General features: G+C 53.5%; 11 protein-coding genes. 5 read left to right on the top strand and 6 right to left on the bottom strand.

Annotated elements, in window-relative coordinates:
- Nucleotides 1-10 precede the first annotated feature (10 nt).
- From IJT02_00100 to IJT02_00085, 4 genes are read left to right on the top strand one after another with little or no spacing between them, the layout of a single operon-like run.
- The gene (locus IJT02_00100; protein MBQ7543328.1) at nucleotides 11-1,384 is read left to right on the top strand and encodes a 2-hydroxycarboxylate transporter family protein; all 1,374 of its coding nucleotides are present in this window, start codon (nucleotides 11-13) and stop codon (nucleotides 1,382-1,384) included.
- 1 nt (nucleotide 1,385) lies between these two features.
- A complete protein-coding gene (locus IJT02_00095; protein MBQ7543327.1) occupies nucleotides 1,386-1,955 on the top strand; it encodes a hypothetical protein in 570 nt (189 codons plus the stop codon).
- On the top strand, nucleotides 1,948-2,889 hold the full coding sequence (locus IJT02_00090; protein ID MBQ7543326.1) for an AEC family transporter: 942 nt from the start codon (nucleotides 1,948-1,950) through the stop codon (nucleotides 2,887-2,889). The genes IJT02_00095 and IJT02_00090 overlap by 8 nt, the downstream gene beginning before the upstream one ends.
- A gap of 46 nt (nucleotides 2,890-2,935) precedes the next feature.
- Nucleotides 2,936-3,559, top strand: coding sequence for a class I SAM-dependent methyltransferase (locus IJT02_00085; protein MBQ7543325.1), 624 nt, complete (start codon nucleotides 2,936-2,938; stop codon nucleotides 3,557-3,559).
- Nucleotides 3,560-3,607: 48 nt separating this feature from the next.
- On the opposite strand, the gene IJT02_00080 is transcribed toward IJT02_00085, so the two are convergent.
- Genes IJT02_00080 through IJT02_00070 form a run of 3 tightly spaced genes read right to left on the bottom strand, consistent with a single transcriptional unit; the run spans nucleotide 3,608 to nucleotide 6,921 of the window.
- On the bottom strand, nucleotides 3,608-4,930 hold the full coding sequence (locus tag IJT02_00080) for a hypothetical protein (GenBank protein ID MBQ7543324.1): 1,323 nt from the start codon (nucleotides 4,928-4,930) through the stop codon (nucleotides 3,608-3,610).
- Between the two features lie 18 nt (nucleotides 4,931-4,948).
- The gene (locus IJT02_00075; GenBank protein MBQ7543323.1) at nucleotides 4,949-5,923 is read right to left on the bottom strand and encodes a 2-hydroxyacid dehydrogenase; all 975 of its coding nucleotides are present in this window, start codon (nucleotides 5,921-5,923) and stop codon (nucleotides 4,949-4,951) included.
- Entirely contained in the window at nucleotides 5,920-6,921 is a 1,002-nt protein-coding gene (locus tag IJT02_00070; protein ID MBQ7543322.1) for a 4-hydroxy-2-oxovalerate aldolase, read from the bottom strand. The genes IJT02_00075 and IJT02_00070 overlap by 4 nt, the downstream gene beginning before the upstream one ends.
- A gap of 190 nt (nucleotides 6,922-7,111) precedes the next feature.
- On the opposite strand from IJT02_00070, the gene IJT02_00065 reads away from it, so the two are divergent.
- Nucleotides 7,112-8,038 carry a LysR family transcriptional regulator gene (locus tag IJT02_00065; protein ID MBQ7543321.1) on the top strand — a complete coding sequence of 309 codons (927 nt, stop codon included), beginning with the start codon at nucleotides 7,112-7,114 and terminating at the stop codon, nucleotides 8,036-8,038.
- A 45-nt stretch (nucleotides 8,039-8,083) separates the two neighbouring features.
- On the opposite strand, the gene IJT02_00060 is transcribed toward IJT02_00065, so the two are convergent.
- From IJT02_00060 to IJT02_00050, 3 genes are all read right to left on the bottom strand, one after another.
- Entirely contained in the window at nucleotides 8,084-10,132 is a 2,049-nt protein-coding gene (locus IJT02_00060) for a flavocytochrome c (GenBank protein MBQ7543320.1), read from the bottom strand.
- 75 nt (nucleotides 10,133-10,207) lie between these two features.
- Nucleotides 10,208-11,278, bottom strand: coding sequence for a TRAP transporter substrate-binding protein (locus IJT02_00055; GenBank protein MBQ7543319.1), 1,071 nt, complete (start codon nucleotides 11,276-11,278; stop codon nucleotides 10,208-10,210).
- Nucleotides 11,279-11,290: 12 nt separating this feature from the next.
- Nucleotides 11,291-11,530 (bottom strand): TRAP transporter large permease subunit (locus tag IJT02_00050; protein MBQ7543318.1); only part of this gene is annotated, 240 nt, incomplete at its 5' end.

Here is an 11,530-nt window from a genome sequence, read left to right as displayed (position 1 = left end):
GATTGAGCCGATAAACGGTTCAGGCTTCAGGATTTTTGCTCTGCCCCCGAAGTACTTTGCGGCGTTTGCGGCGATAGTTCTTCTCTCCGCAATGCTCGGCGTGCTTCCGGCGGGAATGGCAGGATGTTTCGCGTTCATGATTGTCTGCGGTGCGATACTGCAGGAACTCGGCGACCATCTTCCTATCGTCAATACGTTCTTGGGCGGCGGGCCTGTCGTTATCATCTTCGGCATGGGCTACCTGCGCTACATGAACTTCTTCGGAGTGTTCGACGTGATTTCCGGCCTCATCGCAAAGCCGGGCTTCACAGCAACGCTCATGAAGAACATTGATACCTTCTTCAAGCCTACAGGAGCATTTCTCGACTTCTACATTGCGGCACTGATTACCGGCTCAATTCTCGGCATGAACCGCAAGCTCCTCGTGAAAGCAGCGGCACGTTACTTCCCTGCAATCTTCGGAGCAATCGCCGTGTCGTTCGGACTCGTGGCAATCGCGGGACAGATGAGCGGCTTCGGAGTCGTGAAGGCAATCCTCCTTATCGCACTCCCGATTATGGGCGGCGGAATGGGTGCGGGTGCTGTGCCTCTGAGCAAGATATTCGAATCGTCGGGCACAATGACCGCCGAACAGGCAATCTCCATCATGAACCCTGCAGTAGCTATCGGCAACGCGACATCAATAGTCCTTGCCGGTCTGCTCACGAAGATTCTTGTGGGAAAATTCCTGAACGGTCAGGGAGCACTGATGAAGGCAGGAGCAGGTGATGACCCGTCGGAGTTCGAGATTTCGCCGGAAATGCAGGCCAAGCGCGATCACGTTACTGTTACGAATTTAGGGATTGGCCTTCTCGCCGCAACGTCATTCTTCGCGTGGGGATACATCGTTGCGGGCGTGTGGATTAAGTTAGTGCCGTCGGTGAACATTCACGCCTATGCATGGATGATTATCAGCGTGGCAATCTGCAAAATCTTCAACCTTCTTCCTGAGTTCATCGAGGTCGTCTGCTACCAGTGGTTTCAGTTCGTGATGAAGAATCTCACCTCGATGCTGATGGTCGGAATAGGCCTGTGCTACCTGAGCCTTGATGTCGTCATCGAGAGCTTCTCGATGATGTACCTGCTTATGTGCTTCCTTGCCTGCATCGGTGCATTCATCGGAGCGGGGCTTGTGGGTTCGTTCGTCGGGTTCTACCCTGTCGAGGCAGGAATTACCGCCGGACTGTGCATGTCGAACATGGGCGGAACTGGAGACGTTGCGGTTCTGAGTGCGGCACACAGAATGGAGCTCATGCCGTTTGCGCAGATTTCCTCGCGTCTGGGCGGTGCAATCATCCTCATAATGGGCTCGTTGATGCTCTCAACGTTAGGAAGTATGCTGTAGAGTGAAGTGCATCAGCTGTAATAACCCTCAGCCTGAATACAGCTTCAGAGTCCTTGAGGTTCACACGCTTCATGTAAGGGACTTCGGGGGCGAGAAACTCATTCAGGCATTAGGGGAAACAAGAACGTTTGATGTATGTGCGGCCTGTGTCTCTTCGGAGATGCGGGCTTCGCTTTATCCTGCAGGAAGAATTTTGCGCAGGTGTACGGGGTTCGCCGGTCTGTTCCTGGCCGGAATAGTGATGAGCCTGACGCTGAGCCTCCGTGATATCATGAACGCACTGCGGGTTATCGGTCCGCTGTGTGTGTTTGTCGGGGTGTCGGGGACAATTGCGCGGGTCAGGGATGCGCTGGCTCAGAGAAGACTTCTTGCGGGCATGACTGAGCCGGAAGCCCTGAAGTTATGTGCGTGGCAGTGTGTCCTGAAGAGTGCTCCGAAGAAGTACGAGGACAACGACATAACATATATTCCCGTCGACGATGCAGAGAGCCTTGCGCCTGAAGAATTAGCAGTAAAATATAATTTGTTGCCGCCGATTTCCCGGAAAGTAAGGAGTAAATTTCATGAGTGATAGTTTTTTTGCCGCAATAAGGGTTGTTACGCCGCTCATGCTGTTAATGGCTGTGGGCTGGTTCTCGCGCGTCAGAAAATGGATTGACCGCCCCGCTATGAAGGAATACGACCGCTTAATCTTCAAGGTGTTCATGCCCCTCCTGCTCTTCAAGAACATCTACGACATGGACTATTCTCACGGCCTCGCGTGGAAGGAATTAATCTTTGTCGCGGTGTGCCTGCTGGTGAATTTCGCTTTCAGCATGACGTTCCCGAAGCTCCTCACTAAGGACGGCAGGAAGTATTCAGTTCTCGGACAGGCGACAGTGAGAGGGAACTATATACTGTTCGGAATAGCAGTGTGCGAGGCATTATACGGCGAAGGCAGGACGGGAATGGTTGTGATGCTCGGGGTGCTGGTCATCCCTGCAATAAACATATTCTCCGCGATAATCCTCGAGGCCGGACGCTCGAAGCAGGCAAACATTCTCCAGCTGTTCCTTGCGATATTCAAGAATCCCATGATAATCGGAGCAATTGCCGGCTTTATCGTCAAGGGCTTGGGGATAACTATTCCTGCTCCTGTGTGGTATGTCATCCGCAATATCGCGAACTCCACTACAACGGTCAGCTTCATCTCTCTGGGAGTCGGGCTTGACATGGCGGAGGCTGTTGCTGACCGCAGGCTTCTCGCGTGGGGAATATTCCTGCGGATGTTCGTTGTGCCGCTGGTGTTTATGCCGTTGTCTGTGCTGGCGGGTTTCCGCGAGGAGAGTTTGTGCGCAATGATGATTGTGTTCGCCGCACCGTCTGCTGTGGCTTCGTACCCTATGGCGGTTGCGATGGGGGCTGACGGACAGCTCGCGGGGCAGCTCGTGTGCGTAACGACGATTCTTTCTGTGCTGACTATATTCCTCTGGACGTTTGCGCTCAGGATGCTGGGGCTGATGTGATATTATTTCTGCGAGGGGGGAAATTTCCAGAAGGGAGATTTTCTCGTTGAGTCTGCTAGCAAAATTCTTCAGCAATGCCCGCAAACCCTCCGGCACGCTCGGAAAGATTATGATTGCCGGAATGAACATCTTTCACTCGCCCGTAGCATTATGGGGCTTGTCGCACGTCGATATTCCTGCTCCGTCTGAGATTGCGGAACTCGGATGCGGAGGCGGTAAGAACATCAGGGATTTACTGGCGAAGTATCCTGCCTCGAAGGTTACAGGTCTCGACTATTCCCCTTTGTCGCTCGAGAAAGCGCGCGCTTACAACCGCGAAGCTATAGCTTCAGGAAGGTGCGAGCTCGTTGAAGGCGACGTGTCGGCGATGATGTTCGAGGACGGAAGGTTTGACCTTGCGACGGCGTTTGAGACAATATACTTCTGGCCGGGACTCGAGAGATGCTTTGCTGAAGTCAGGAGGATTCTGAGGGACGGCGGGCATTTCGTGATAGTCAGCGAGTCGGACGGCAAGGACAAGCCCAGCATGTGGTTCAAGCAGTACATTGACGGAATGAACACCTACACTCCGCCGGAAATCGAGACAGCTTTAAGGTCTGCAGGTTTCAGGGACATTAAGACGGAGCATCACCCTAAACATTCATGGATAGTAATCATCGCTGAGAAGTGAGCACAAAAAATCCCGGCCTTCATGACCGGGATTGATATATATTCCAGCTTAAGCCTTAGCCTTCCTCTTTGTGTCGAAGAACATGAAGCCCAGCACCAAGAAGCCTATGCAGATTGCTATGCCCGTTCCCATCGTAACGGCAATACCGCTCATCAGCCACGCAGGAGCAAACCCCACAAATGCATCCTTCCACGCCGTCAGCGTAGTGTAAACTCCGTGAGTGTCCCCCGCCGATGACTGCGAGTCAGGGTCAACCGCGCGGACGAGAGCAAGCCCCGTTGAGGTGTTGCCTGTCGCTGCGCCGAACGCCATAACTGCCTTCTCGAACCATTCCGAGCGGCAGAACCTCTTTGCGCAGAACAGTACCACAGGGACAGTTACAGCCACCATAACGACAGAGTAGATTATTATCGGGACAATGTATGACGAGATGAAATCTATATCCAGCGTCGCCATCGCGGTGAACACTACAACTTCAAGCAGGAAGCCGCTGATTAAGTGAATTGTCTTAAGGTCAACATACTTCTCCAGCTTGAAGATCTGTATCAGCTTCCAGAGTATCGCTCCGCCGAAAACTCCCCTTAACACGCTGGGCAGTGTTGCCACGAACGGGATATATGCACCGACAGCCTTGAACACTACGCGACCGAGATACAGTGCCGACAGAAGCCAAGCCGCCTGAAGCGCAAGGTGGTTGATGCTTATGCTGGTTGTTACCGTGCGGCCGATTGAGGTGCGCTTCTCTTCGGGGAGAACTCCGCCGTAGAAGTATGAAGGCTGTGCTTTAGGTTCTTTGACGTACGATGCCCAGCCCCTCCTGACTCCTATGTTCACAATCGTCATTCCGACTGCCATAGCCACGACAAGCCCGACAGTCGAGAGCACCATACCTACGGACATATTTCCTTCAACGCCCAGCTTCTCGAATGTCGATGCTGCCGCCGCCGCAGTTCCGTGCCCTCCGTGAAACGAGAACACTCCCATTACTCCCCAGCCCGTAGGAAGTCCCGGCCAAGTCTTTTGGAGCACGTAGCCCAGCCAAACGCCCAGAGCCATCTGGATTCCGTATATCGGCATCGGTACACAGACATAATCGAGGTACGACATGATTTTATCCTTGTCGAAGTTCACGCCGAACACTAACGAGGCCATAACAATATCAATGAGGACATTCGGAAGTTTTCCGCAGCTCGCAGGAACTTCAACGAGGTTGAGAATCTGCGGGCCAAGTATCAGGAGCACGAGACCGCCTATCAATGACGACGGGAGAAACAATTTCTGCACCGGCTTCACGATCTCGCGGATGAAGAATCCAACGAGCATGAACACCGCGATAATCAGCGTATCACTGATGAAACTTGCTACTGTCATAGTTTTACCCCTTCCCTGCTATTTCAGGTACTGACTGTTCACTACATGCCGGACGTTCTTGCCCTCTGCGAAGTCGTTAATGTCTGCCGCAAGCATCGGGATAATCACGTCGCCTATATCTGCTGTTCCGCCCCCTACATGAGGAGTAACGATTATGTTCGGTGTGCTGAGCAGCTCATCATCAGGCTCTAACGGTTCTTTCTCTACGCCGTCGAGTCCTGCGCCGGAGAGTTTTCCGCTCTTCACTGCCTCGCAAAGTGCGTGGTCGTCAATCAGCCCGCCGCGCGCTGTGTTGATGATGATTGCTCCGTCCTTCATGCCGGAGATTACTTCCGCGTTTATCATGTGGCGGTTCTCGTCGGTAAGAGGAACATGAAGGGTAATGATGTCCGAAGTCCTCAGTACTTCCTCAAGAGGACAGAACGAGAGCGCAAAGTCTCTCTCCATTTCGGGCTTGAGACGGTAAGGGTCGTAGTACTGCGTTGTTGCTCCGAAGGCCTGAACTTTCCGCGCAACCTGACGGCCGATGTTGCCCGCACCGATTATCCCGACAACCTTATTGTTCAGGGTGTAAGAGTTGTTGATGAATGTGTTTTTGCTCCACTCTCCGCGCCTCAGGCTGTCCTCGTGGCACAGGAGCTTTCTTCCGGCCGCAAGCATCAGGAGCACGGCAAGTTCCGACACAGCACCGGCATTAGCACCGGGAGTGTTGGTTACGATGACTCCATGTTCTCCTGCCGCCTCAATGTCCACAGAGTCGAACCCTGCACCCCACCGCAGAATCATTTTCAGGTTCTTGTTGCGCTCTATTATTTCGCGCGGGGCTCTGAAGATTCGCAGTATCATTATCTCCGCGTCAGTCATTGCCTCGTACGCTTCCTGAGTGTTGACCGCTACGAGAGAAAATCTGTCGGCCGGCAGAGTTTCACACAGCTTCTCGAACGTGTGAGCGGGGTACTTCCCTGCAAGAGTAACCTTCAGCTTCTCCATCATGCTAACCTTTCTGCGACTTCGCGGATAAGTGCCTCTGAAGGGTTCTTGCGGTTCTGTGCGGAGACCTCGACGATGAGGCGGAACAGGTTTACGCCTTTTTCCTGCGCTACGGCCTTGAACGTCTTGACGAAACTTGAATGACACCCAGAAATCCCCAGCGTCAGGTCAAGCGGAGTGATTGAGTTGTGGTAATTGTGCTTCTCCATTGCGGGCATCAAACGCTGTTCGATGAAGTCAAGCATCTTGTACAGGTCAATGTTCTTCATCTCGCCGTAACGCTGCATCATTCCCACACAGACTTCTGTAGCGAGGTTTCCGGCACTCCTCGCCATTCCCATAAGCCCACAGTCTAGAATCGTTGCGCCGCTCCTCCATGCCGCTATAGCATTCGCAGATGAGAGACCAAGATTATTGTGGCAGTGGAAGGCTACGGGTATTGACACGGCCTTCACGAGCTTTTCTGTGTACTCGGCGACCTGGTCAGGGAACATCGTACCCGCAGAGTCCATGATAGTAATCTGGTCAAGCCCGGCATCCTCTAAAGCCTTGCCCTCTTCGGCTAGTTCGTCAGCACTGAGAATGTATGCCTTCATGAGAGAGTAAAACGCTTTGAGGCCGTACTTCTTCACGCACTTGATGGGAGCAACCGAGATTTCGAGCTCTCCTGCGTCCGCGCCGACTCTGAGGAACGACAGCCCGCGCTCCTTCGCAAGTGCCACGTTCTGTTCACGGTAACGTTTGGCGTTGAGGAACATACCGAGTGCTGACCCGCGACCTGTGTACTTCTGCGCAATGTCCAGATACTCGCCGTCAGGGAGTGCCTGCGTGAACCCCGCAACCTCGTACGCTCCTATTCCTCCGGCATTTCCGAACTCGATAACAGGAACACCGCAGGATGTCAGTCCGTCGAGAACCATATCAGTTATTTCCGCGTCGAAACCTTTTCCGACGATGTTCGCTCCGTCCCTAAGAGTGCAGTCCATTAGGGTAACGCTCATGATAAGCCATCACCTTCCTAAAAAATTTGCTGGTTGTGTTTTTGTGGATGGGCATACTATAATTGAGGCAGCTTACAATAACAAACAGTTTAATCTTTCGTGTTCCGACAATAAAATTATTGTCTATCATAAAAGGGTGATATATGTGAATCTCAAGAGCATAGAATATTTCTTGGCCGTCGCTGAAGAAATGAATGTTACACGCACAGCAGAACGCCTCAACATCAGCCAGCAGGCATTGAGCGGACACATCAGGAGGCTCGAAGAGGAATACGATGTGCTGTTGTTCGACAGGAGGCCTTCATTCCGGCTGACTGATGCGGGGAAACAGTTAGTGTTCTACGGAAAGCAGATTATGGAGGCGGAGGCATCTATACGTTCGGCGTTCTCCGACATCAGCGAGAATGCGAAGGCTACCCTGAACTTCGGCATATCGCGCCTGCGCAGTAATGTATTCTTCCCGCTGATATGGAGTCTCTTCAAGCCCTCGCACCCTAATATCTCGATTGAACTTGTTGACGGCAAAAGCAGTTACCTTGACGAGCTGCTGATGGACGGCAAAATAGATTTGTATGTGGGCATCGATGTCCCCAACAGCCTCAACCAGCACAAGACTCTTCTAGCCACAGAGAACCTTCACTGCTGCTTCTCGGAACATCTCATCAAAACTTTCTACCCGGATGATTATGATGAAGTGCTCGGCTCGTTTGCGGGAGGAGTGGACATCATGAGGATAATTCACATGCCTGTGATAACCTTGAGGCAGGGCAACCGTCTGCGCGAAGCTCTGGACCGTTTCCTTGCGCACAGAAAGAAGCCGTACTACATTCTTGAGTGCGACGAGCAGGGATTAATCTACGACACGGCCAAGACCGGCTTGGGCATCGGGCTTCTCTCGCCGATAACGTTATACCAGCACCGCAACGACGTATTTCCTGACGGGGAAAAGTTCTACACGTTCCCTCTGGTCAACAACATCGACATCAACGAGACGTATTTAGTGTACCGTTCGGACTATGAGCTTCCGCACTACGTAAAGGATTTTATCGCCAGCACGGAAAAGGTGTTCAAGAACTACGCGGACTCAATAACAAGGAACTATTCAGGCCGCAAATAGAAAAATCCCGGCCTGTGAAGACCGGGACACTTTTTCGCTTAATTCTTACTTTCCTGCCGCCGCGTTCCTTCCCGCAATGCGTCCGAAGACCACGCCGTCAGTCAGTGCGTTTCCGCCCACGCGGTTAGAACCGTGAATGCCGCCCGTAACCTCGCCAGCCGCATACAGCCCCGCGATAATGCTTCCGTCTTCCCTGAGCACCTGAGCTTCCGTGTTGATCTTCAGTCCGCCCATCGTGTGGTGAAGCGTCGGCGAAAGAGGAACGCAGTAGAAGGGAGCTTTGCCTATCGGGAGCTCTACCTCGTCCTTCTCGAAGTCAGTATCTTTTCCCGCCGCAACAAGTTCGTTGTAGCGAGCAACCGTCGCCTTCAGGCCTTCGGGGTCAATTCCTGCCTGCTTGGCCAAGTCTTCAAGAGTGTCCGCCTTGTACAGATAACCTTTGCTCGTGAGGTTGTTAAGCTCAACCGCAGGAAGCTCCTTCACGCCTGCGTAGAAACCGCCCTCACTGTCAAAGATTGAGTACATAATCTGTCCGGGCTGTGCTATCGTTGCGTTGGAGATTACGTCGCGCCTGCCGCTCTCTTCGACGAAACGCTTCCCGTTCTTGTTCACGTAGATTGAGTTCTTGATTACGCCCGCAAAATGGCTCTGCAGTCCGCCAGTAACAGGGTTTCCGTGCGGGTGAATCTGTACGTACTCCATTCCCTCAAGCGCAGCACCTGCCGCAAGCCCCATCTCGATGCCGTCGCCGGTCGATGTTGGAGCGTTGGACGTAGGAAGCCCGGAAAGTCCGTTGTACTTCTTCACGAGCTCAGCACTTGCCGCGTATCCGCCGGTCGCGAGAACTACGCCCTTCTTCGCCGTGAAACGGTACTCCTGCCCGTTCTTGGTGTCGAACGCGATAACCCCCGTAACTCTGCCGCTCTCATCCTGCGTGAGGCTCTCGGCCTTGCAGTTCAGGATAACTTTTCCGCCGAGCTCAGCAACTCTCTTCGCCAGAGGCGCGACGAAGCCATTGAACGCTATCTTGTCCTTCTCGTCGAGGCTTCTCGGCCACAGTCCGCCTATCGTCTGGTAGACCATTTCCGTCCACACTGTGCCGTGATCTGTGAGCCAGTGCCTTGCGTCAAGAGCTCCGCGCGTCAGAACCGCAACAAGTGCAGGGTCAGCCTTAAAGTCTCCAGCCTCCAGCGTGTTCATGAAGAATTTTTCGACGCTGTCCTCAACAGGAGGATTCATCTTGCTCTGGCGTTCAGGGTCAGGGGCGTTGAGAGTTCCGCCCGCACGTGCGGTGTTTCCGCCTATCATCTCGTTCTTCTCGAGGATGATTACTGTTGCGCCGTTCTCGAGGGCTTCGGTTGCCGCCGCGAACCCTGCTCCGCCTGCTCCGACGATAATCACGTCTGCTTCCATCTCAACGGGAGCATCCTTCTTCTCGGGGTAAGCTATCTTGCGCGCCTCGAGGACTGATGCGGTTATGCCGGTCTGCTTGATGCACTCACGGACTGCGGCCAGGAATGCACCGCTGGTTACGGTTGCTCCGCTGACTGCATCACATGCTAAGGACTGGTTGCTGAGGATTTCGCTTGTCAGAATCTCGATCGCAGAAATTCCGATGCCGGGAGACTCTACGTCCTCTGTCTTGAGGGAGAGAATCTCCTTCTCCGAGAAAGTCATTGTTACCGTCAGAGGGCCGTTGTGCCCCGTAACCGTCGCGGTGTACGTGCCGGGCTTGAAGGTCTCTACGATTTCGGCGGTTTTGCCTGATGCCTGAGCTATGCACGCGTCTACGGCTTCTTTGAGCGCGTTTGATGACATCGTCGCGCCGGTCATTCCGTCAACCTTCGTACTCTGCGCCTCGAGGATGCGGGGAATTACGAGCTCGAACGCCTTATCGCCCAGTCCCGGAGTCTCCTCGTGCTTCGTTACCTCGATTGCCGTAATCTTCTCCGCATCGAACGTTACCGAAACTTCAACAGGAACGTTGGCGTTGTTGCCTTTTGCTGTCGCTGTGTACGTGCCGGGCGTGTACGCAAACGCCGACGCGCACAGTGCCAGAACGAGAACTGCTGCTAATGCTGATACCTTCTTCATGTTTACGCCTCCTTAATGACAACCCCCCGCTATGTTTTGAGGCACAGCAGGGGGAGAAATTCCTAACGCTTGATGTTACTCAGCCGGTGCAGGTGCAACAACAGCAGATGCCTCTGCCTCAGCCTGTGAAAGCCTCGCCGCCGCCGCAAGACTGTCGACAAGAATATTGCCCAGTCCGTTGGTCGCGGTGTCTATCCTCTTGTACAGATCTTTTACGCCCTGAATGTCCAGCACGTCAGAGAAGAAGGAGTTGTCGTACTCGATCATCTTCATGTTGCCCTTGATGAGTATCTCCTTGTTGCTCCTGTCGATCTCCTCGAGCTTCGGACGCATCTCAGCAAGTGCCTCTGCTACTGCCTTATCCAGCACTGCCTTGTGCTCCGGCGAAAGAGCATCGTACAGCTTCTTGTTCATGCAGATCTGGTTGCAGTACAGAATGTGATTCGTGCAGGCCAGGTAGTTCTGGACTTCCTCGAAGTGCGCGCCCACGCAGGTATCCGCCGCGTTCTCCTGAGCGTTGACCGTTCCCTGCTGAAGGGAGATGTACAGCTCAGCCCACGCAAGAGGTGTAGGCTCTGCGCCGATTGCCGTCCAGAAATCCATGTGGTTCTTGTTCTCCATCGTACGGATCTGCAGTCCCTTGAAGTCGCTCAAAGTCTGAAGGTCTCTGTTGGCTGTCGCGAGCCTGTATGTCGCGTTCTGCATGAAGCCCAGCAGGTGAAGCCCCGCCTTCTCGTAGGCCTCTGACATCTTCTGATGGAACGTCGAATCTCCGTTGAGCACCTTATCGATCGTGTCGCCGTCGTAACGCGCAAACACCATCGGAAGGTCAAACACTGCAACTTCAGGAATGAACGACACAACCGGCGCAGTCTGGCAGAGCATGATTGCAATGTAGCCCTTCTGTGCCTGACGGAGAAGGTCAGCGTCGCCGCCAAGCTCTCCGTTGGGGAAGTAGTCGATTACGAGTCCGGCATTGGCTGCCTTCACTTTTTCCTGCACAAGCTGTACAAACACCTGACCCGCAGCACCCTTCGCTGTCGTGTCGGCGGTAACCAGCCATAATTCATCGAACTCTGACGCGCCGAATGCACACGACGAGAGCGCAAGTACGAACACTAACAGGGCAATGACAAATTTCTTCATGATTTACCCCTCCTAATACACAAGCCACGTGCTGATTGCGGGAACGTACACAATCAGAGCAAGCGAAAGCAGGAACGCAACGATGAACGGGAACGCTCTCTTTGCGACGGCCATAGGCTGATCCTGAGAGATATTGCCCGCGACGAACAGGTCAAGTCCGAACGGAGGCGTAGCAAGTCCGATTGACAGGCAGCACACCAGAACAACGCCGAAATGTACTTCATCAACGCCGAGCATCTTAACTGCAGGCAG

The sequence above is a fragment of the Synergistaceae bacterium genome, assembly GCA_017450125.1.
Taxonomy (GTDB): Bacteria; Synergistota; Synergistia; order Synergistales; family Aminobacteriaceae; genus JAFUXM01.
The sequence above is the reverse complement of the archived record's forward strand: the minus strand, read 5'-3'. Positions and strand labels throughout refer to the sequence as shown.